This is a genomic window from Geothrix alkalitolerans, assembly GCF_022808885.1.
Lineage (GTDB): Bacteria > Acidobacteriota > Holophagae > Holophagales > Holophagaceae > Geothrix > Geothrix alkalitolerans.
In genome coordinates this window covers 17,382-38,917 of the sequence record NZ_JAKZLE010000005.1, presented here as the reverse complement: position 1 = coordinate 38,917, position 21,536 = coordinate 17,382, and the positions used below count along the sequence as shown (strand labels likewise).

The following is a 21,536-nucleotide window of genomic DNA, read 5'->3' as shown; positions in this document are numbered from 1 at the left end:
AAGACATGGCCCGGTTCCCGGCCCTCCCCGACGCCACGGTCCTCTCTGACCCGGAGGTCCTGGAACCCTACCGTCGCGACGAATCCCACGCGCAGGGAAGCCTGCCCCTGGCCGTGGTGCTGCCCAGGGGTCCCGCGGCCCTCAAGGAGCTGGTGCGCCTCGCCAAGGCCGAGGGCTTCGGCCTGGTGCCCCGGGGCGCGGGCACGGGCAAGGCGGGCGGCTGCGTGCCCGCGGGGGAACGGGCCGTGGTCGTCGACTTCTCGACTTGGCGCGGCGAGCTGCGGCTATCGCCCCAGGACCTCTGCCTCAGCGCCCCCGCCAGCGCCCCCCTGCGGGACGTGAAGGCCGCGGCCGCCGCCGGGGGCCTCTTCTACCCGCCGGACCCCAACTCCTGGGAGAGCTGCGCCCTGGGCGGCACCCTGGCCACCAACGCGGGCGGCCCCAACGCCTGCAAGTACGGCATGACCCGCCACTGGGTGCTGTCCGTGGACGCGCTGCTGGAGGACGGCGAAGTGCACACCTTCGGCATCCACAGCGTGAAGGCCAACGCTGGCCCGGCCCTGGGCCAGCTCCTCATCGGCAGCGAAGGCATCTTCGGGTTCATCGTGGGCGCCACCCTGCGCCTCACCCCCCTGCCCCGGGAGCACGCCACCCTGCTGCTGCCCGTGAAGCGCTGGGAGGACCTGCTGGACCTGCCGGGCCGCCTGGTGGGCGCGGGCTACCTGCCCAGCGCCTTCGAGTTCTTCGATCCCGCCGTCCTGGCCGAGCTGCGCGCCCACGGACCCGAGGAAGCGCGCCGCCTGCCCGGCGAGGCCCTGGCCATCCTGGAGTTCGACGACCGCGGCTGCACCTCGGAGGGCTTTCTCGAAGACCTCATGGACCTGCTGGGCCCCGTGGCGGAGAACCTGGAGATCGCCTCAGACGCGCGCCAGCGGGCGGGCATCTGGGCCGTGCGCCGCATGACCAGCGCCTTCCTGAAGGAGCGCCACCCGAAGAAGGTCAGCGAGGACATCGTCGTGCCCCGCAGCCGCCTGCGCGAGTTCTTCGCGGGGCTGGAGCGCTTGGCCATCCCCAGCGTGACCTACGGCCACCTGGGCGACGGCAACCTGCACGTGAACCTGCTGGGCGCCGGCGACGCCGATCCTGCCCAGCTGGAGCGCCAGCTCCTGGACCTCTTCCGCCTCGCCCTCAGCCTGGGCGGCACCCTCAGCGGCGAGCACGGCATCGGCCTCGCCAAGCGGGACGCCTTCCTGGCCCTGTCCGACCCCGGCCAGATCCGGGCCCTCCGCGCCCTCAAGCAGGCCCTGGATCCCAGCGGCCTCTTCAATCCGGGCAAGGTCATCTGATCAGCATGTCCCGGGAGTAGACTCGCTCCATGACCGCCTGGGACCCCGACCTGCTGGCCGCGCCGCCCCTGCTGGACGGAGAGGACCGGCTGCCGCCGGAGCACAAGCTCTTCGCCCTGCGCACCCTGCCTCTGGGCGAGATCAGGGCCATCGGCTTCGACATGGACCACACCCTGGCGCGCTACCGGGCGCCGGAGATCGACGAGCTCGCCTTCAAGAAAGCGGTGCGCCTGCTGGCGCGGGACCGCGGCTACTCGCCGTGGCTCCTGGAGATCGGCTACGATCCGGCCTTCGCGGTGCGCGGCCTGCTGCTGGACGGACTCCGCGGCAACGTGCTCAAGCTCAACCGCGAGCGCCAGGTGGTCCGCGCCTGCCACGGCACCCGGATCCTCCCCCGGCCGGAGCTGGACGCCGTCTATGGCCGCCGCCGGCTGTCCACCTCCGCCAAGGGCTTCCGCAACCTCGACACCCTGTTCGAGATCCCCGAGGGCTACCTCTACGCCCGGATGGTGGACGGCTTCGACCAGGGCATCCTTCAGGCCGGGAACTACCTCCAGATCTTCCATGACGTGCGCTGGGCCATCGACACCGCCCACCGCAACGGGGAGATGAAAGGGGAGATCCTCGAGCACCGCGACTTCTTCATCCCGAGGGATCCCCAGCTGGCCCTGGCCCTGGACCGGCTCAAGCGGGAGGGAAAGAAGCTCTTCCTCCTGACCAACAGTGAGTGGAGCTTCACCGCGGGCGTCCTGGGCCACCTGCTGGACGGCCAGGACGAAGCCCGGCCCCGCTGGACCGACTACTTCGACCTGATCGTGGTGAGCAGCCGGAAGCCGGATTTCTTCCTGGACACGCCGCCTCCCGCGGCCATCGAAGGGCAGCCCCGGTGCTTCACCGGTGGTCATGCCGCCTGGCTGGAGGCGCAGCTGGGGGCCGAGGGCGAGCAGATCCTCTACGTGGGCGACCACATCTACGGCGACGTGCTCCGATCCAAGAAGAACGCCTCCTGGCGGACCCTGCTGCTGGTGCCGGAGCTGGAGCACGAGATCCAGCTGCTCGAGGTGAAGAACCACGACATGCGGGACATGCTCCGCCTGGAGACCATCCGCCGCCGCACACTCCGCCGGGCCTCCGTACTCATGGACCAGTGGAAGCGCAACCGGGTGCGGCGGCACGTGCTGGGCCCCCGCCTCAGCGCCGAGGCCACCGTCGCCCTGGACCATGAGGCCGCCCACCTGGCCAGCAGCGCAGAGGCGCTCCAGCGGCGGGCCGAGATCCACAGCCTCGAGCTGGACTCCCTCACGAAGTCCGTGGAGGCCGCCTTCAACCCCACCTGGGGCCCCATGTTCCGGGACCGGGACGAGCCGACCCGCTTCGCCGACCAGCTCCAGCAGTTCGCCTGCGCCTACACCGGCCGCGTGGCCAACCTCTACATGTACGACCCGCACCTGACCGTGTACGCCCCGGTGCCCACCCTGCCCCACGAGCGGCTGGGCTGAGGCGGCTTTGGCCCGGAAGCTCGGAGAAAAGGCATCCATAAGCGGGGGTTTGCGGAGGCGTCGAGGAAAGCGGAGAAAAGGAACATGCATCGGCGCTTTGGACAGCTTCCAGGGGCCGCCACGGCCGCCGCTCGCGAAGGGGTGTCCACGGTGGATCGAGCCCCTTCGGTGCCCTCCGTGCACGCTCAATGGGCGCTTCTGTGCCTTCCGTGTTCCTGCCTTTCCGGCGGAGGTTCGCCGATAAGCAGGAAGGCGTTTCCCTCATCCGCCATATCTCCGCAGACCGAGCTCAGCGCGTGACGCGGTTCTTGGCCTTGGCCTGGGCGATCACGTGCTTGATGGCGCCCACGGTCTGGTCCTGGTCGGCCTCGCTGAGGCCGGGCCACAGGGGCAGGCTCATGAGGCGCTCGCCACTCCACTCGGTGTGGGGAAGGCCGTCCTGGGGCAGGTGCTGGGGGTGCGCGGCGTAGAAGTCCCGGTACCAGGGGTGGATGTGGGCCGGGCGGTAGTGAATGCCCGTGCCGATGTTCTCCTCCTTGAGGGCGGCCACGAAGGCGTCGCGGTCGAGGCCCACCTTCTCGGGGTGGATGCGCAGCACGAAGAGGTGGAAGCAATGGCCGTGGTCGGCGTCGCCGGGCCAGGGCAGCATCACCTCGTCCATGTCCTTCATCAGCTCCAGGTAGCGGTGGAACAGCACGCCGCGCCGCTCGTTGAAGCCGTCCAGCTTGTCGATCTGGTGCAGGCCCATGGCCGCCTGGAGGTCCATGAAGTTGGCCTTGCGGGCGGGCTCGTAGACCTCCGTGTGGGGGCTGCCCTCCTTGGCGAAGCGCTTCCAGGCGTCCCGGTCGATGCCGTGGAAGCGCAGGCGCTTGATGCGGCTCTCGTACTCGTCGTTGAAGAAGGCGATGGCGCCGCCCTCGCCCGTGGTCATGTTCTTGTTCGGGTGGAAGCTGTAGACGCTCATGATCGAGCGGGGGTTCCCGCCGATCTTGGTGCCCTTGTAGTGGGCGCCCATGGCCTGGGCCGCGTCCTCGATGACCCAGAGGCCGTGCTTTTCCGCGATGCGCCAGATCTCGTCCATGGGGCACGGCAGGCCCGTGAGGTGCACGGGGATGATGCCCTTGGTGCGGGGCGTGATGGCCGCCTCCAGTTTCGCCGGGTCGATGTTGAGCGTTTTCGGGTCGATGTCCACCAGCACGGGCACGCCGCCCTGCAGCACCACCGTGCTCAGCGTGCTCACCCAAGTGAGCGAGGTGGTGATGACCTCGTCGCCCGGCTGCAGGTTCAGCACCTGCATGGTGATCTCCTGGGCCGTGGTGGCGCTGTTCATCGTCAGGCAGTGGGGCACGCCGTTGTAGGCCTTCAGCTTCTCCTCGAAGGCCGCCGATTTCGGCCCCGTGGTGATCCATCCGCTGTGGATCGTGTCGATCATCTCCGCGATCTCCTCTTCGCCGACCATGGGGCGGGTGAAGGGGAGGAAGTGCAGGCGGCGGACGTAGGACATGGAGGCTCCGGGGGGATTGGCTGTCGGCTATCAGCTGTCAGCTGTCAGCGCCGGGGAATGTCATTCTCGGCCTTTTCAGAATAAACCAGGGTGGGGCCAGGTATGATCCGGGGCATTACCCAGGACAGACCATGCAGGATTTTCGGAATCTCGCCGTCTGGCGACGTGCGCACGAGTTGGCGTTGGCGGTCTATCGGGAAACCTCTGGGTTCCCCGACTCGGAACGATTTGGCTTGGTCAACCAGATGCGCCGCTCCGCCGCTTCGATACCGACCAATATCGCCGAGGGATGTGGGCGGGGTTCAGATGCGGACTTCGCACGATTCCTCCACATGGCCCTGGGCTCAGCTTCCGAGTTGGAATACCAGATCTTGCTCGCCTCTGACCTCGGCCATCTCCTCCCGGCAGCGGCCGATTCCCTCCTAGATCAAGTTCAGGCCATCAAGAAAATGGCGTCGTCCCTCGCACGCAAAGCTCAACTCACCCGAATCACCAAACGGCCCGCTGACAGCTGACAGCCGATAGCTGACAACTCACGCGATCGGCATCGTGATCGTCAGGGTGCTGCCCTTGCCGAGGCCCTCGCTGTGGAGGTGGATGGTGCCGCCCATCATGCCCATGAGGTGCTTGCAGATGACGAGGCCGAGCCCGGTGCCGCCGTACTCGCGGGCGTGGCCTCCTTCGGCCTGGGCGAACTTCTGGAAGAGGCGCGCCTGGCCTTCGGGACTCACACCGATGCCCGTGTCCACCACCATGAGGACGATGACGCCCGGGCGCCGCTCCACCTGGACGGCGACGCTGCCCTCCTTGGTGAACTTCAGGGCGTTCGAGAGCAGGTTGAGGAGCACCTGCTTCAGGCGGCTCGGATCCACCATCACTTCGGGCAGGCTGGTGGCGTCGGGCCAGACCAGCTCCACCCCGGGCTTGCGGGGGTACGCCTCCGCGATGGGCTTCACCTCGTCCAGCAGCCGGTCGAGGCCGAAGGGTTCCGGGTGGACCTCCAGGCGTCCCGATTCGATCTTGGCGAGGTCGAGGATGTCGTTCAGCAGGGCCAGGAGGTGCTGCCCGGAGCTATAGCTGTCCTGGAGCATGGACCGCATCTCCTCGGCGTCGTCGTAGAGGCCGTCCATGACCAGGCGCGTGAAGCCCAGGATGCCCGTGAGCGGCGTGCGCAGCTCGTGGCTGGTGAGGGCCAGGAACTCGCTCTTGAGCTGGTCCGCCTCGCGCAGCGCGTCATTGACGCGCTCCAGTTCGAGGGTCTGGCTCTGAAGCGCGTCCCGCTGCTCGGACAGATCCCGGAAAAGCCAGGCGTTGTAGAGGGAGATGGCCGTCTGCCGCTGGAGGATGGAGATGGAATCCAGCTCCTCCTCCTCCACCCGCCGGTCCGCCGGCACCGCCAGGATCACGAAGCCCATGAGGAGGAGCTGGTGCTCGAAGGGGACGAAGTAGAGGAGGGCGCCATCGGGCCCGCGGAGCGGCGCCAGGGTGGCCCCGCCGCAGGGCTTGTCCAGCCACTGGCTCTGGAACAGAACCAGGGGCATCTCCGGGAAGGGGTTCGGGGCGGGAAGCCGCATCTCCGACCATTCGGTGCGGGTGAGCCCGGCCGCCTCCTTGGGCAGGTAGCTGGAGCCCCCGTCCTCCAGCGTCCACACCACGGCGCGGGGGCAACGGAATTCCTGCACCAGCACATCGAGGACCACGCTGACCACCTGTCCCCCCTTGGAGGTGGCGGCCAGGATCTCGGACACGTGCTGAAGGACCTGCATCTGATGCGACCGGCGGTTCAGCTTGGCGCGCAGCTCCCGCACCTCGTGCATGGCGACGGTGAACTGCCGCTGGGCCTGCATCAGCTCCGCCAGCAGCTCCGCGCCCTGAGGCCGCGGGGCCTGGCTCGCGGGGGCATGCTTGGGCCCGGAACCCGTGGCCGAGCCGGGGAGCGCGGACTTGCCCCCGGAGTCCGTCCTCGAAGGGGGCGGGGTCGGCTTGGGGCCGGAGGGCGGGGATGAGGAGGGCATCGGACTCCAGGATGGCCTCATGGGGCGACACTGCCAAGATGGAGGCATGGCCCCTCGTGCCCAGACCTTCCCCCTGCAACGGATCATCTTCCTGTCCGTGTCCGTGGTCCTGTGCCTCCAGGTGGGCTGGTGGATCCGCCTGCAGATTCGGGATTCGGGCCGGCTGCTGGAGGTTCGCACGCAGAACCTGCTGGCGGCACGGGCCCAGGCCTGGCAGATGGACACCCAGAAGATGCTCGACGTGCTCCACGCCCAGCGTGATCCCGCCTCCCCGGGCGGCACGGTGGTGGGAGAGCTTCCGGTCATGCCCAGCCTGGCCGAGCGCCGGCAGGCCATCCAGGAGGCCTACCCCCAGGTGGAGCTGGTCCCGCGCCCCATGGCCCCGGACGACCCCCTCCTGCTGGACGGGACCGCCTACCTCACGGTGCGCCCCGGCCCCTTCCGGGAGCTGAAGGACCAGCGCTGGCACGCCGTCTTCCGGGCGAGCACCGAAGGCGCCTTCATGGTGTTCGCGGTGCTGTTCGGCTTCGTCCTCCTCTACCGGAAACTCGCGGAGGAACTGGATCTCAAGCTGCGCCAGCGGAACTTCACCTCCGCCGTCACCCACGAGCTGAAGACGCCCATCGCCTCCCTGCGGGTGTGGACGGAGACCCTCTTCACCCGCGAGCTGGGCTCCGACCAGCGGCAGCGGATCCGCGAGCTCATGGAAAAAGACCTCGAGCGGCTGAACGAGCTGGTGGGCAACCTGCTGGACGTGGCGCGGGCCGAATCGGGCAGCCTGGTCCTCCACATGGGCCCCCTGGAACTGGGACCCTGGCTGCGGGCGGTCTGCGAAGGGATGGACCATCGCCTGGGCCCCGGCGCCCTCGGCTTGACGCTGGAATGCACCCCCGAGGCCCTGTGGGTGGAGGCGGATCCCAAGGCGCTCGGCACCGTGGTGGAAAACCTGCTGTCCAACGCCTACAAGTACTCGGCCGAGCCCCGGAAGACCACCGTCACCCTCGACGGCGACGGCGAGGACGCCCTCATCGTCGTGAGCGACCAGGGCCACGGCATCGCCGCCAAGGACCTCCCCCGGGTCTTCCACCGGTTCTTCCGGGTGGGCGACGAGATGACCCGGCAGGTGGCGGGCACGGGCCTGGGCCTCTTCCTGGTGAAGGAGATCGTGACCCGCCATGGGGGCGAGGTGCGCGTCGCCAGCCGCGGGCCCGGCTTCGGCTCGGCCTTCACCATCCGCCTGCCCCGCAGGACCCTCCCGGAGGCCCCATGACCCTAGCCCCCGCCCCCACCGAGGCGGCCCTGGTCCAGGCCGCGGCCGGAGGGGATCCCGAGGCCTTCGAGGCCCTCGTCCGGCCGCACCTGGGCATGCTTTTCCGGGTCATCGACCGCATCCTGGGCAACGAGGCCGAGAGCCAGGACGCCCTCCAGGACGCCCTCCTCACCATCCTCCGGGAGCTGCCGGGCTTCCAGGGCGCCAGCAAGTTCAGCACCTGGGCCTACCGCATCTGCGTGAACCAGGCCCTCATGGCCCGGAGGAAGCGGATCCGGCGCCGAGAAGATGCCATCGAGGATCTGATGCCACGTTTCGCCGACGACGGGCATCACAAGGACGTGGACCTGCTCCTCGAATGGAGCGAGGACGCGGAGGCATTGATGAAGGTCGAGCGGGATGAGCTGAAGGCCAGGGTCCGGATGGGCCTGGACCGGCTGTCCGACGACCAGCGCGCCGTCTTCGTCCTGCGGGACCTCGAGGGCTGGGACACGGACGAGATCAGCCGGCACCTGGGCATCACGCGCGAGCTGGTGCGCCAGCGGGTCCACCGGGCCCGCCTGGCCCTGCGGGCCCTGCTTCCGGAGTTCGCCCCCCGTCTGGCGGAGGACCGATGACGCTGCTCATGCCCACCTGCGCCGAAGTCGTCGACCTGCTCACGGACTACGAAGAGGGGGTCCTGGGGCCCTTCCATTGGCTGGGGGTCAAGCTGCACTTGAGTCTCTGCCCCCCCTGCCGGGCCTTCCTGGACAGCTTCGAGCGCACCCCGGACCTGCTCCGGCGCCTCTGGCCCGAGCCCCCCGCCCCCTCCGCCGAGCGCGCCCTGGATGGCGCCCTGACGGCCCTTCGGCAGGGCCGGGTGCCCCGTGGTCCCGTGCATCACCCGGAGGAGGGGGCTTGGCAGGCGCTGGAGCCCGGTGGCGACCCCCTCACGGCCCTGCTGCTGAAAGTGCACCTGGGACACTGCGACAGCTGCCGAAGCCAGCATCCCGCCAGCGAAGCCATCCCCGCCGCGGGCCCTTCCGGCCGGGACGCCCTCAGCCTCCTCCGGCCTCACTTGCCCGCCGAGGATGGCTGGCGATGGACCCGGCTGGGCCTCGGCGGCGCCCAGGTGGCCCGGCTTCTGAAGGATCCGGCCACCGGCGCCACGCTGAACCTGGCCCGCATGCCCGGCGGCATGAGCATGCCCCGCCATAGCCATGGAGGGGCCGAGCTGTCCCTGGTCCTGGCCGGCGCCATGCAGGACGGCCCCGCCCACCTCCGCCCCGGCGACTGGCTGGCCTGCGGGCCCGGCCAGCAGCACGGCCCGAGCACCGAGCCGGGCCTTGAATGCTGGGCCCTCCTCCGCATCGAAGGCGGCATCCGCTTCACGGGCTGGCGGCGCGTCCTGGGTACGGTGGGTTGACCTGATTCCCATTCCGTAAAATCAAGGATCTCCACGAACAGCGCGAAGAAAGAGCGAGGGCACGAAGGTGTTGCCCTGGGAAGGCCCTTCGTGGCCATTCCTGCGCCCGCAGGGCGTATTCGTGTCCTTCGTAGAGGTCTTAAGGGCCGGGATGGGCCGCTGGTTCCGGTCATGATCCAATGGGCCCATGACCGGACCGGTGGATCGAACCAAAGGCGCGGCCCTGGTGGCCCTGGCGGCCCTGCTGTGGAGCTCCAGCGGCCTCTTCATCAAGGTGCTGCCCCTGGGCGCCCTCCAGATCGCCTTCGCCCGGAGCCTGGTGGCGGCCCTCACCATCGCCCTGGTGGTGAAGCTCCGGGGCGGGCGGCCCTTCCCCCGGCCCGACGCGCTGGCGCTGGCCTGCGCCGCCGCCTACGCCGGGGTGCTGGTCTGCTTCGTGGCCGCCACCAAGCTCACCACCGCGGCGAACGCGATCTTCCTCCAGTTCTCGGCCCCCATCTACCTGGTGTTCCTGGAGCCCCGCCTCGCCGGGCGCCGCGTCGCCGCGCGGGATCTGACGGCCGTCGCCGTCTGCCTGGGGGCGATGGCCCTCTTCTTCGTGGGGCGGCTGGGGGCGGGCACCCTCTCCGGCAACCTCCTGGGCGTGCTCTCCGGCATCTGTCTGGCCCTCTTCTCCCTTACCCTCAAGGTGCAGCGGGAGCGCCGGCCGGAGGCGGACCCCATCAGCTCCATCATCCTCGGGAACCTCCTGGTGGCGGCCCTCTGCGCGGCCCCGGCCCTGCGGGAGTTCCGCCCATCCCCGGCCCACGCGGGCATCCTGCTCTACCTCGGCGTCTTCCAGATCGGCGTGGCCTACCTCTTCTTCAACGCCGGCATGCGGCACCTCAGCGCCACCGCCGCGGTGGTCACCGGCACACTGGAGGCCGTCCTCAACCCCATCTGGGTGTTCCTGGGGATCGGAGAGCGGCCCACGGCCTGGGCCCTCCTGGGCGGCGGGCTCATCCTCGGCACCATCGCCTGGTACAGCCTGCCGCCGAGGCGTCGGCCCGCCCGGGCCTGACCCCGGACCGGGAATCGGCTCCGGGGGGTGGAATAAAGATGACTTAAGGGTTATCTTCGGTCCGCGGTCTCCCCTGCGGAGGTTCTTTCCATGCGCGGTCCGTCCGAAGCTTTCCCCCTGGACGAGGCGTCCCTCCTCGCGGCCCTGGAGGGCGCCCCCGCGCCGGACGCCCCGCGCATCCGCGAGCTGCTCGCCAAGGCGCGGGAGCTGAAGGGCCTGGACGAAGCCGATCTCCCAACGCTCATGGCCCTGGAGGACCCGGAGCTGACGCAGGAGCTCTTCGCCACGGCCCGCTGGGTGAAGGAACAGATCTACGGCAGCCGCATCGTGCTGTTCGCCCCGCTCTACGTCTCGAACCTCTGCGGGAACGAGTGCTTGTACTGCGCCTTCCGGGCCTCGAACCGCAGCCTGCCCCGGCGGGCCCTGAGCCAGGGGGAGATCGCCGCCGAAGTGGGTCAGCTGCTGGCCCAGGGCCACAAGCGGGTGCTCCTGGTGGCCGGCGAGGCCTACCCCGACGAAGGGCTCGACTACATCCTGAAGGCCATCCGCACCGTGTACGCCTCCCGCCACGGGGGCGATGCCATCCGCCGGGTGAACGTGAACATCGCGCCCTTGGAGGTGGCGGACTTCCGCCGCCTGAAGGATGAGGGGATCGGCACCTACCAGCTGTTCCAGGAGACCTACCACCGCGGCACCTACGCCCGGATGCACCCCCGGGGACAGAAGGCCGACTTCGACTGGCGCCTGGGCTGCATGGACCGGGCCATGCAGGCGGGCATCGACGACGTGGGCCTCGGCGCCCTGTTCGGCCTCCACGACTGGCGCTTCGAGGTGCTGGCGCTGCTGCGCCACGCCCGGCACCTGGAGGACCGCTTCGGTTGCGGCCCGCACACCCTCAGCGTGCCCCGCATCGAGCCCGCCGAGGGCTCGGCCACCAGCGAGGCCCCGCCCCACGCCGTCAGCGACGCGGCCTTCCGCAAGATCGTCGCCATCCTGCGCCTGGCCGTGCCCTACACCGGGCTCATCCTCAGCACCCGGGAGCGGCCGGGCATCCGGCGCGAGGCCCTGGAGCTGGGCATCAGCCAGATCAGCGCCGGCAGCCGCACCAACCCCGGCGGCTACGAGGAGGACGCTGCCGAAGGCGGATCCCAGTTCTCCCTGGGCGACCACCGGAGCCTCGACGAGGTGGTCCGCGAGTTGGCCGGAAGCGGGTTCCTACCGAGCTTCTGCACCGCCTGTTACCGTCTGGGCCGCACGGGCGCGGACTTCATGGACCTGGCCAAGCCCGGCCAGATCAAGGCCCACTGCCTGCCGAACGCCCTCGCCACCCTGCAGGAGTATGCGGCGGACCACGCCAGCCCGGCCACCCGGAAGGCCTCGGAACGATTGCTGGCAGAGACCCTCGGGGGCCTGGAGGGCCTGCCCCGGCGGCGGGCCGAAGGCCTGGTGGAACTCGTCCGGAAGGGGGAACGTGATGTGTTCTGCTGAGCTGCCGCCCGCCCCCCGCGGACTCCGCCTGCACATCGGGCTCTTCGGCCGGCGCAACGTCGGCAAGTCCTCGCTGCTGAACGCCCTCACCCGCCAGCAGGTGGCCCTCGTCTCGCCGCAGGCCGGCACCACCACGGACCCCGTGGAGAAGCCCATGGAGCTGCTCCCGCTGGGGCCCGTGCTCTTCGTGGACACCGCCGGGCTGGACGACGAGGGCGACCTGGGCGCCGCGCGCACCGCCCGCTCCCGCGCCGTCCTGGACCGCGTGGACCTGGGCATCCTGGTGGCCGAGCAGGGCGCCTGGGGCCCCTTCGAGCGCGGCCTGCTGGCCGAGCTGCGGGCCCGGGACATCCCCGTGGTGGTGGCCCTGAACAAGGCCGACCTCGCGCCGGGCGGTGCGATCCCCGACCTGGACGGGGCGACAGCCGTGGCGGTCTCGGCGGTGACCGGCGAGGGCCTGGAGGCGCTGAGGTCCGCCCTGTTCGCGGCGGCGCCCGGCGATCATGCAGCCAGCCAGCGCCTCATCGCGGACCTGGTGCCTCCCGGCGAAGCGGCGGTGCTCGTCATGCCCATCGACGCCTCGGCCCCCAAGGGGCGTCTGATCCTGCCCCAGGTCATGGCCATCCGCGACCTCCTGGACGGCGCGTGCCTCGCGCTGGTGGTGAAGGCCCGGGAGCTGCCCGCCGCGCTCGCCTGCCTGCGCCGGCCGCCGGCCCTGGTGGTCACGGATTCCCAGGCCTTCCGCGCCGTGGCCGAAGCTGTGCCGGAGGCCGTCCCCATGACCTCCTTCAGTATCCTCATGAGCCGCCTCCAGGGGGACCTCGCAGCCCAGGCCCGGGGCGCCCTGGCACTCGACACGCTGCGCCCGGGGGACCGCGTGCTGGTGGCCGAGGGCTGCACCCACCATCCCACGGAAGAGGACATCGGCCGCGTGAAGCTGCCCCGCTGGCTCGCGCAGAAGGCCGGCGGGTCCCTGCGCTTCGACACGGTCCAGGGCCGGGACTTCCCCGGCGACCTGTCGCCCTACCGCCTCGTGGTGCACTGCGGGAACTGCATGGGCAACCGGCGGGAGATGCTCGCCCGGATCCGCCGCTGCGAGGATGCCTGCGTCCCCATCACCAACTACGGCCTGGCCATCGCGCACAGCCTCGGCATCCTCGCGCGCGCCCTGCGGCCCTTCCCCGGGATCCTGGAGGCGACCCATGCCTTGCAGCCCTGAGTTCCGGCTCGACCACGCGGGCCTGATGGCCTGGCTCCGGGAGGAAGACCCCGGGGCCCTGGAGCGCCTGTGGGCCGAGGCGGACCGGGTCCGGCGCGAGCATGTGGGCGACGCGGTGCACCTCCGCGGGCTCGTCGAGGTGTCCAGCCACTGCGTCCGGAGCTGCCTCTACTGCGGGCTCCGGGCCCCGGAGGAGGACCTGGACCGCTACCGACTGGAGGCGGAGGAGATCCTCGCCTGCGCGCATCGGGCCGCGGCCCTGGGCTACGGCACCGTGGTGCTCCAGGGCGGCGAGGACCCGGGCCTCACCTGCGAGTTCATCGCCGAGGTCGTCCGCGCCATCAAGCGGCGGACGCCGCTGGCGGTCACCCTGTCCCTGGGCGAGCGGGACGACGAGGACCTGCTCGCCTGGCGCGAGGCCGGGGCCGACCGCTACCTGCTGCGCTTCGAGACGGCGGACCGCGCGCTGTACCGGCGGGTCCACCCCAGCCTGCCGGGCCACCTCAGCGACCGCCTCGGCCAGCTCCGCCGCCTGCGGGACATGGGCTATGAGATCGGTTCCGGCGTGATGATCGGCCTTCCAGGGCAGACCTGGGATACGCTGGCCACCGATCTCCTGCGGTTCAGGGAGCTGGACCTGGACATGGTCGGCGTGGGCCCCTTCCTGCCCAGTCCCCGGACGCCCCTCGGCGGCCCCGGCGCCCTGGCCTTCCTCGCGCCCCCGGCGCTGCAGGTGCCCAACGACGAGCCCACCACGCTCAAGGTCGTGGCCCTGAGCCGGCTGCTCTGCCCCGACGCGAACATTCCCGCCACCACCGCCCTGGCCACGCTGAACCGCGATCAGGGACGGGAGCTGGCCCTCCAGCGCGGCGCCAACGTGGTGATGCCCAACGTGACGCCCCCGGCCTTCCGCGCGCGCTACGAGATCTATCCGGGCAAGGCGTGCGTGGGCGAGACAGCGGAGGCCTGCCGGGACTGCCTTGCGGGTCGTCTCCGCCCCCTCGGACGCTCGGTCGCCAAGGGACCCGGAGGGCGCCTTAGCACACTCCGTCAAGAAAAGTCGTTGTCCGCACCTCATCGTTGACATGAAGGTTGTCAATGGCCAGACTCCCTGCAGCCGGCGCCTCCGGGATCCCAAGCCTGATCCGCCCGCGCCTTTGACATCCGCCCCGGCCCCGCGGCCGGGGGTAGGAGATTCCATGCCGCAGCCCGTGCATGACTTCTATCAGGCCATGGCCGACCGTGTCGGCCGGAGCCTCGCCGACCGGGGCGCCGAACGCCAGATCGTGATCCAGGTCGGATCCGCCACCTGCGAGCACGCCGCCGGCTCGCAGGCCGTGGCGGACGAGCTGGTCCGCCACATCCGGGCCTCGGGCCGGAAGGACATCCTCCTGCACCGCACCGGCTGCACGGGCCGCTGCTCCCGCGAGCCCATCCTCGGCGTGCGGCTCCCCGGACGGCTCCCCGTGAAGTACGAGCGGGTGAACCGCGACCTGGTCCACCGCATCTTCACCGAGCACATCCAGGGCGGCACCCCCGTGGCACAGCATGTGCTCGACCACGAGGCGGGGCCCCTGCCGGAGCGCGAGTTGCTGTTCTGCGAGGGTTCCCGCTGCCACGGCTCCGGCCCCGGCCTGCGGGAACGCTTCGCGGCCATGCTCGCGGAACGGGGCGTCTCCCGCGAGTCCGTCCGGATCGGCGCGGCGAGCTGCTTCGGCGCCTGCGGCCTGGCCTCCGATCATCCAGCCTCCGGCGGCCCGGCCACCTACGTGCTGGCACGCCCCGAGAAGGTGCTCTACCGGGTCTCCGGGGAGGAGGACCTCACCGCCATCCTCGACGGCCACCTGGTGGGCGGGCAGGTGGTCGAGCGCCTGCGGGCCCAGGAGGAACCCATCGCCCTGGCCTTCATGGAGCGCTACGGCGACGTGGCCTTCTTCAACCGCCAGAGCCGCGTCGCGCTGCGCAACGCCGGTGTGGTGGATCCGGAGAGCCTCGACGAGTACGTGGACATGGACGGCTTCAAGGCCCTGGCCGACGTGCTCGAGCGCCGCGACCCCGACTGGGTGATCGGAGAGCTGGCCAAGGCCCGGCTGCGCGGCCGGGGCGGCGGCGGCTACTCCACCGCGGCCAAGTGGACGATGGCGCGAAAGCAGGCCGATGCCACCCGCTTCATCATCTGCAACGGCGACGAGGGCGATCCCGGGGCCTTCATGGACCGCTCCATGCTGGAGAGTGATCCCTTCAACATCGTCGAGGGCATGATCACCGGCGGCTTCGCCATCGGGGCGCAGAAGGGCTTCTTCTACATCCGCGCCGAGTACCCGCTGGCCATCCGGCGCATCCAGCAGGCCCTCGACACCTGCCGGGGCCAGGGCCTCCTGGGGCGGAACATCATGGGCTCCGGGTGGGACTTCGACCTGGAGATCCGGCTCGGCGCGGGCGCCTTCGTCTGCGGCGAGGAGACCGCCCTCATCCGGTCCATCGAGGGCGAGCGCGGGCAGCCCCGGGTGCGCCCGCCCTATCCCACGGACCGCGGCCTCTGGGGGCACCCCACCGTCATCAACAACGTGGAGACCTTCGCCAACATCTCGGCCATCCTCCGCTACAGCGGGGATTGGTACGCCCGCCTCGGGACGGAGAAGAGCGGCGGGACCAAGGTCTTCGCCCTGGCCGGGAAGGTGCGGCACACGGGCCTGGTGGAAGTGCCCCTGGGGACGCCCCTCGCGCGGGTGGTGAACGACATCGGCGGCGGCGTGACCGGCGGACGGCAGCTCAAGGCCATCCAGACCGGCGGCCCGGCGGGCGGGTTCATCCCGGCTTCCATGCAGCACATGGAAGTGGACTTCGAGCCCCTGCAGAAGGCGGGCTCCATCATGGGTTCCGGCGGGATGATCGTGCTGAGCGAGGACGACTGCATGGTCGACATCGCCAAGTTCTACATCGCCTTCAGCCAGGACGAGAGCTGCGGCAAGTGCACGCCCTGCCGCGAGGGCACCACGCGCCTCCTGGAGATCCTGGAGCGCATCACCCAGGGCAAGGGGGAGCTCGCCGACCTGGACAAGCTCGAGCGCCTGGCCCGCCTCTGCCAGCGCACCAGCCTCTGCGGCCTGGGCCGCGCCGCGCCGAACCCCGTGCTGTCCAGCCTCAAGCACTTCCGCGGGGAGTTCCTGGCCCACATCGTGGACCGGCACTGCCCGGCGAAGAAGTGCGTGGCCCTGATCCACTACGAGATCAACCCCGAGAAGTGCGTCGGGTGCACGATCTGCGCCCGGAACTGTCCGGTGGCGTGCATCGCCGGCGCCCGGAAAGAGGCCCACGTCATCGACCAGGCCGCCTGCGTGAAGTGCGGAAACTGCTTCGACGTCTGCAAGTTCACCGCGGTTGATCGGGTGTAGGAGCGCGCCATGTCCGAGATGATCAACCTCACGATCGACGGCGAGACCATCCTGGTCCCCGCCGGCACCACGGTCATGGATGCGGCGGAACGGCTCGGCATCCACATCCCGCGCCTCTGCTACCACCCGAACCTCAGCCTCGAGGGCAGCTGCCGCGTGTGCGTGGTGCAGGTGGAGGGCTTCGACCACTGCCTGGCCTCCTGCGCCACCACGGCCTGGGAGGGCATGGAGGTCCAGACCAACAGCCCGGTCATCCGGCAGGCCCGGCGCGACATCGTGGAGCTGCTGCTGGACAACCACCCGAAGGATTGCCAGACCTGCGACCGCGACGGCGTCTGCGAGCTTCAGAACCTCGCCTACCGGCTGGGCGTGCGGGAGCGCCACTTCGAGGGCCGGCGCAAGCAGTTCCCCGTGGACGACAGCGGCGCCTCCGTGGTGCGGAACGCCGAGAAGTGCATCCTCTGCGGCCGCTGCATCCGGGTCTGCGACGAGATCCAGGGCGTGGCCAACCTCAGCCAGCACGGCCGGGGCTTCACCACCGTGGTGGGCCCGGCGAACCTCGCCCCCATGGACGAGAGCGCCTGCATCCAGTGCGGCCAGTGCGTGAGCGTCTGCCCCACGGCCGCCTTCCTGGAGCAGGACCACACCGAGCGGGTCTGGGAGGCCCTGGGCCATCCCCGCACCGAGAAGCACGTGGTGGCCACCACCGCCCCGGCTATCCGCGCGGCCCTGGGCGAGGCCTTCGGCCTTCCGGTCGGCACCCCGGTCACGGGAAAGATGGTGACGGCCCTCCGCCGCATGGGCTTCGATGCCGTCTTCGACGTCAACTTCAGCGCGGACCTCACCGTCATGGAGGAGGCCCATGAGCTGCTGAGGCGGATGGAGGGCGGCGGTCCCCTGCCCCTGCTCACCTCCTGCAGCCCGGGCTGGGTCAGCTTCCTGGAGAAGTTCTACCCCGAGCTGATCCCGCACATGTCGAGTTGCAAGAGCCCGATGCAGATGCAGTCCACCCTCATCAAGAGCTACTACGCCCAGCAGAAGGGCCTCGACCCCAAGGACATCTACGTGGTCTCGGTCATGCCCTGCGTGGCCAAGAAGTTCGAGGCGGCCCGGCCGGAGCACACCCTGGACGGCCGGCCCACCACCGACGCCGTCGTCACCACCCGCGAACTGGCCCAGATGATCAAGTCCTACGGCATCGATTTCACCCGGCTGCCGGACGGCGAGTTCGACCATCCCCTGGGCACCTCCTCCGGAGCGGCGGACATCTTCGGGGCCACGGGCGGCGTCATGGAGGCGGCCCTGCGCACGGCGGCCTTCAAGCTCACCGGCCGGAACCTCGGAAACCTGGAGCTGACCGAGGTGCGCGGCGCCGCGGGGGAGATCCGCGAGACCTCCGTGACCCTGGCGGGGAAGACGCTCAACGTGGCCGTGGCCAACGGCCTCCAGAACGCCAAGGTCCTGCTGGACGCGGTGAAGCGGGGCGAAAAGGAGTACCACCTCATCGAGATCATGGCCTGCCCCGGGGGCTGCATCTGCGGCGGCGGCCAGCCCTATCCTCCGATCGGCAGCTACACCATGAACCGGGACCTGGCGAAGGGCCGCGCCCGGGCCCTCTACGGCATCGACTCGGGCAAGACCCTCCGCTGCAGCCACGACAATCCCGACGTGCAGAAGCTCTACGAGGCCTTCCTGGGCGAGCCCCTCAGCCCGACCGCGCACGCCCTCCTCCACACGCACTACACGGCCCGCACACCCCGGGGGATCCGATGACCACCTGCCCGCACTGCCCCACCGACAACTGGCCCGAGCTGGAGCGGGGCTACCGCGCCATGCTCCCCGAGGATGTCCTCGCCTTCATCGACGGGAACCGGGATCGCGAGCATAGCGAAAGCCTGCTCATCGCCACGCTCCACATGGTCCAGGACCATTTCGGCCACCTGGGCCCCGGCCACCTCGAGGCCGTGGCCCAGCTCATGCAGATCCCCCTGGCCAAGGTCACGGGCGTGGCCACCTTCTACCATTACTTCCGCCTCCAGCCCCGGGGCCGGTTCCTCATCAACGTCTGCCTCGGCACCGCCTGCTACGTGAAGGGCGCGGAGAAGGTGGCCCAGAAGCTCATGGACGAACTGGGCATCCACTTCGGCGAGACCAGCAAGGACGGCGTCTTCAGCCTGGAGAGCACCCGCTGCGTGGGCACCTGCGGCCTGGCGCCCGTGGTGATGATCGGCGAGGAAGTGCACGGTCCGCTCGCGCCTGGCCAGGTGCCCGCCCTGCTGGAGACCTACCTCGCCCGCGCCGCCGAGGAGATGGCGAAGGTCTGAAGGGTCACGGTCTCCCCGAGGCCCGCATCTCCACGAGGCCGGTGCTCAGTGGCACCAGCAGCACGCCCACCGCCAGGCCCACCACGCCGTGCCATCCCGCCAGGTGGTAGGCGTGGCCGCTGAGGGTGATTCCCGCGGCGCCGCCCAGGTAGTAGAAGAGCACGTAGAAGGCGTTGGCGCGCCCCCGGCCGGCGGCCAGCTTGCGGTTCAGGGCCCCCGCCGCCGAGGCGTGGATGGTGAAGAAGCCCGCGCAGACCAGGGCCAGCGCCAGGGCCATGGCCCACCCCTGCGGGACGAGCGTGACCGCCAGCCCGGCCCCGAAGACCAGCGATCCCACCACCATGGCCGCGCCGTTGCCGATGCGGTTGCTGAGGCGGCCCGCCAGCGGGCCCACCACCACACCCACGAGGTAGGAGAGGTAGAGCAGCGTCACGGCGCGCGTGGACCAGCGGAAGGGCGCTCCGTGGAGGTAGAAGGGCATGTAGTTGAAGATGGAGGAGAACACGAAGAAGCCGCCACCGCTCACGCAGTAGATGCGGAGCAGGTCGTGCCGGAAGAGCACGTCCCGGAAGCGCACCGTCTCCGCGCCATGGGCCGCCCCGCGATCCTCCCGCGGCAGGCCCGCATGGGCTGCCAGGGTGGCGGCCAGCAGCAGGATCGCCGCCACGATGAAGGCCCCGCGCCAATGAGCGGGCGGCAGCACGAACCCGCCCAGCAGGCGACCCGATAACCCACCCACCACGGTGGCGGAGACGTACGACCCCATCACCACGTTGAGCCGCTCCGCAGGCATCTCCCGGGCCAGGTAGGCGGCCAGGCAGGTGGTGAGGGCCGGCACGAAGAGCCCCTGGACGAACCGGGCGGCCACGAGCAGGGGCAGCGTCGGCGCCAAGGCCGATGCCACTCCGGCGGCGGTCACCACCAGGCCCCCCGTGAGCAGGATGGGCCGGATGGCCATGCGGTCCGCCAGGGCGCCGAAGGGCAGGTTCGCCAGGGCGATGCCCAGCACCACGGCCGACACCGTGAGTGAAGCCGTGCCCTCGCCCACGCCGAAGGTCTGGCGCAGCACCGGCAACACCGGCTGGGGGATGTAGACCGTGGTGAACACCGCGCTGACCAGGGCGAAGACCAGCCACTGGAGCCTGGAGAGTGGGTCGCGGGCCATCCTTCCAGCATAGCTTCCCCGCTCGGCAGGCCGCGGGCTTGCGCGGCTCCGCTATGCTGGGTCCGTCCCCTGGAGTCGCCATGGCCGCCGTCCGCTCCCTCATCCTCGGTCACCGCGGACTCTCCTCGAAGCACCTGGAGAACTCCATGGAGGCCTTCCGCGCGGCCCTGGCCACGGGCATGGACGGCTTCGAGCTGGACGTGCAGCCCACCCGCGACGGCGTCTGCGCCATCCTCCACGATGACGACCTGACCCGCACGGCCAACGGCTCGGGGATCCTGCGGAAGATGAAGGCCGCGGAGCTGCCCGCCCTGAAGAACGGCGAGCCCGTGCCCCGCCTGGCGGACGCGCTGGAGCTGCCCGCCAAGCTCATCAATGTGGAACTGAAAGGCGAGCCCGGCTGGCAGCAGGCCCTGGCCACGGTGGAGGCCGCCGAGGCCCTGGACCGCGTGCTCTTCAGCAGCTTCGAGCACAGCGAAGTGCTCCAGCTCTGGGCCGCCTGCGAGACCGCCCGCTGCGGCTTCCTGTGGGAGGCGGACGAGGCCCTGGAGCTCACGCCCGAGGAACTGGCCGACCTGCCGGAGGCCCTCTGGCTGCACCCGCCCCTCAAGGCCGTGAAGGCCCAGCCCCGCCTCTGGCAGCCCTACGCGGACCGCCTGGCGGTCTGGGACCTGAAGACTCCCGCCGAGGCGAAGGACCTGCCCTTCACCCCGGCCGTGCTCATCGCCGATGGGGTCTGAAGCCGGTTTCCACATCGTCGAAGGCCGCCAGGGCCTTGGCTCGCTCTGGCGGAGCTTGGCGGATCTCTGGCTCTTCGGCTGGCTGGGGAACCTCTGGTTCTCCACCCTGGCCGACACCGAGGCCGGCCGCAGCCAGGTCAAGCAGGCGGTCGAGGACCACGAGACCCTGAAGGCCACACGGCCGTACGCCCAGGTACTCCAGGCCATCCTCGACGATCCCCAGTACCGGCTGGTGGATCAGGACCCGGCCCTGGGGGAGCAGGTGCTGGTCCACGCTGCGTGCTTTGACGGGACCTGGATCCTGATGCGCGGGGCCGCGCTGGCCCGGGCCCGCTACCTGCGCCTCTACTGCACGAGCCGGTTCAAGCCCTTCCGGCAGGCCTACACATTTGATCTGGCCTCCAACGAGATCACGCGCCACGGCCTTCCCGGCGGCCAGTGGCACCGCGAGGTCCCCTACGCCCTCTGGTGAGGCGCCGATCTTGACGGTTCGTGAACCCGACCCCGGGATCGGCTTCCATTTTCGTCGAACACGATCTCAAGATCTTGTTTGAATCAAGCCCAGATCTATCTTCAGGCTTGAGCTGAGCCAAGAGGTGGCTGCAGCCGAACGTTCCCCCTGCCCTGAAGGGGCGGGGGCGGTTTCGTTCCATCCCCCAGGAGAAGCCCATGTTCTCTCGCGCCGTCCCGTTCCTTTGCGCCGCCACCCTCGCCCTGCCCGTCCTGGCCCAACAACCTGCCATCAAGAGCGTCCCCGCACGCTACACGTCGCCCGCCTCGGGATCCGAGATGTACCTGGCCTACTGCGCCAGCTGCCACGGATCCAAGGGTCTGGGCAATGGACCAGTGGCGGCCCATCTCAACCATCCTGTCCCCGATCTGACGACCCTCAGCCAGCGAAACCAGGGCGCCTTCCCAAAGGTGCGGGTGTCCCGGGTCATCCGTGGCGAAGAGGGCGCAGGAACCCACGGCCTCCAGGACATGCCCGTGTGGGGGCCCGTCTTCCGAAGCCTGAACAGCAGCCAGGAACCAATCGTCCGCATGCGCGTGGCCAATCTGGCCCGGCACATCGAAAGCCTCCAGGCCAAGTGATTCGGCGCCGAACG

At 70.2% G+C, this 21,536-nt stretch carries 19 protein-coding genes; 16 read left to right on the top strand and 3 right to left on the bottom strand.

Going from position 1 to position 21,536, the window contains the following annotated elements; all coding sequences use genetic code 11:
• Positions 1 to 5: 5 nt before the first annotated feature.
• Positions 6 to 1,346, top strand: coding sequence for an FAD-binding oxidoreductase (locus MLJ35_RS10760; protein WP_243384347.1), 1,341 nt, complete (start codon positions 6 to 8; stop codon positions 1,344 to 1,346).
• A gap of 29 nt (positions 1,347 to 1,375) precedes the next feature.
• Complete coding sequence (locus MLJ35_RS10755) at positions 1,376 to 2,845, top strand: HAD-IG family 5'-nucleotidase (RefSeq protein WP_243384346.1); 1,470 nt, start codon at positions 1,376 to 1,378, stop codon at positions 2,843 to 2,845.
• A gap of 289 nt (positions 2,846 to 3,134) precedes the next feature.
• Here the strand turns inward: MLJ35_RS10755 and MLJ35_RS10750 are convergent, their stop codons facing one another.
• Complete coding sequence (locus MLJ35_RS10750) at positions 3,135 to 4,349, bottom strand: DegT/DnrJ/EryC1/StrS family aminotransferase (RefSeq protein ID WP_243384345.1); 1,215 nt, start codon at positions 4,347 to 4,349, stop codon at positions 3,135 to 3,137.
• Positions 4,350 to 4,480: 131 nt separating this feature from the next.
• On the opposite strand from MLJ35_RS10750, the gene MLJ35_RS10745 reads away from it, so the two are divergent.
• Positions 4,481 to 4,864: a four helix bundle protein gene (locus MLJ35_RS10745; RefSeq protein ID WP_243384344.1), complete on the top strand. Its 384-nt coding sequence runs from the start codon at positions 4,481 to 4,483 to the stop codon at positions 4,862 to 4,864.
• Positions 4,865 to 4,882: 18 nt separating this feature from the next.
• Here MLJ35_RS10745 and MLJ35_RS10740 read toward each other — a convergent pair whose 3' ends face one another.
• On the bottom strand, positions 4,883 to 6,364 hold the full coding sequence (locus MLJ35_RS10740) for a sensor histidine kinase (protein WP_243384343.1): 1,482 nt from the start codon (positions 6,362 to 6,364) through the stop codon (positions 4,883 to 4,885).
• A gap of 46 nt (positions 6,365 to 6,410) precedes the next feature.
• Between MLJ35_RS10740 and MLJ35_RS10735 the strand changes: the two genes are divergently transcribed.
• The 10 genes from MLJ35_RS10735 (at position 6,411) to nuoE (ending at position 18,525) form a co-directional block, all read left to right on the top strand.
• Entirely contained in the window at positions 6,411 to 7,634 is a 1,224-nt protein-coding gene (locus MLJ35_RS10735) for a sensor histidine kinase (protein WP_243384342.1), read from the top strand.
• Positions 7,631 to 8,251 (top strand): RNA polymerase sigma factor, encoded by a 621-nt coding sequence (locus MLJ35_RS10730; protein ID WP_243384341.1) that lies wholly within the window; start codon positions 7,631 to 7,633, stop codon positions 8,249 to 8,251. The genes MLJ35_RS10735 and MLJ35_RS10730 overlap by 4 nt, the downstream gene beginning before the upstream one ends.
• A complete protein-coding gene (locus MLJ35_RS10725) occupies positions 8,248 to 9,039 on the top strand; it encodes a cupin domain-containing protein (RefSeq protein WP_243384340.1) in 792 nt (263 codons plus the stop codon). Before MLJ35_RS10730 ends, MLJ35_RS10725 begins: the two co-directional genes overlap by 4 nt.
• A gap of 199 nt (positions 9,040 to 9,238) precedes the next feature.
• Positions 9,239 to 10,099, top strand: coding sequence for a DMT family transporter (locus MLJ35_RS10720; RefSeq protein ID WP_243384339.1), 861 nt, complete (start codon positions 9,239 to 9,241; stop codon positions 10,097 to 10,099).
• A gap of 90 nt (positions 10,100 to 10,189) precedes the next feature.
• Complete coding sequence (gene hydG, locus MLJ35_RS10715; protein WP_243384338.1) at positions 10,190 to 11,587, top strand: [FeFe] hydrogenase H-cluster radical SAM maturase HydG; 1,398 nt, start codon at positions 10,190 to 10,192, stop codon at positions 11,585 to 11,587.
• A complete protein-coding gene (gene hydF / locus MLJ35_RS10710) occupies positions 11,574 to 12,806 on the top strand; it encodes a [FeFe] hydrogenase H-cluster maturation GTPase HydF (RefSeq protein WP_243384337.1) in 1,233 nt (410 codons plus the stop codon). The genes hydG and hydF overlap by 14 nt, the downstream gene beginning before the upstream one ends.
• Positions 12,790 to 13,890 carry a [FeFe] hydrogenase H-cluster radical SAM maturase HydE gene (gene hydE, locus MLJ35_RS10705; RefSeq protein ID WP_243384336.1) on the top strand — a complete coding sequence of 367 codons (1,101 nt, stop codon included), beginning with the start codon at positions 12,790 to 12,792 and terminating at the stop codon, positions 13,888 to 13,890. The genes hydF and hydE overlap by 17 nt, the downstream gene beginning before the upstream one ends.
• Before the next feature lie 115 nt (positions 13,891 to 14,005).
• A complete protein-coding gene (locus MLJ35_RS10700; protein ID WP_243384335.1) occupies positions 14,006 to 16,201 on the top strand; it encodes an NADH-ubiquinone oxidoreductase-F iron-sulfur binding region domain-containing protein in 2,196 nt (731 codons plus the stop codon).
• A 9-nt stretch (positions 16,202 to 16,210) separates the two neighbouring features.
• A complete protein-coding gene (locus MLJ35_RS10695; RefSeq protein WP_243322803.1) occupies positions 16,211 to 17,974 on the top strand; it encodes an NADH-dependent [FeFe] hydrogenase, group A6 in 1,764 nt (587 codons plus the stop codon).
• Positions 17,971 to 18,525, top strand: coding sequence for an NADH-quinone oxidoreductase subunit NuoE (gene nuoE / locus MLJ35_RS10690; RefSeq protein WP_243384334.1), 555 nt, complete (start codon positions 17,971 to 17,973; stop codon positions 18,523 to 18,525). The genes MLJ35_RS10695 and nuoE overlap by 4 nt, the downstream gene beginning before the upstream one ends.
• 4 nt (positions 18,526 to 18,529) lie before the next feature.
• On the opposite strand, the gene MLJ35_RS10685 is transcribed toward nuoE, so the two are convergent.
• Positions 18,530 to 19,690, bottom strand: coding sequence for an MFS transporter (locus MLJ35_RS10685; RefSeq protein ID WP_243384333.1), 1,161 nt, complete (start codon positions 19,688 to 19,690; stop codon positions 18,530 to 18,532).
• 80 nt (positions 19,691 to 19,770) lie between these two features.
• Between MLJ35_RS10685 and MLJ35_RS10680 the strand changes: the two genes are divergently transcribed.
• From MLJ35_RS10680 to MLJ35_RS10670, 3 genes are all read left to right on the top strand, one after another.
• Entirely contained in the window at positions 19,771 to 20,430 is a 660-nt protein-coding gene (locus MLJ35_RS10680; protein WP_243384332.1) for a glycerophosphodiester phosphodiesterase, read from the top strand.
• A gap of 55 nt (positions 20,431 to 20,485) precedes the next feature.
• Positions 20,486 to 20,902, top strand: a complete 417-nt coding sequence (locus MLJ35_RS10675) for a hypothetical protein (protein WP_243384331.1) — start codon at positions 20,486 to 20,488, stop codon at positions 20,900 to 20,902.
• Between the two features lie 197 nt (positions 20,903 to 21,099).
• Positions 21,100 to 21,522, top strand: a complete 423-nt coding sequence (locus MLJ35_RS10670) for a c-type cytochrome (RefSeq protein WP_243384330.1) — start codon at positions 21,100 to 21,102, stop codon at positions 21,520 to 21,522.
• Positions 21,523 to 21,536 lie beyond the last annotated feature (14 nt).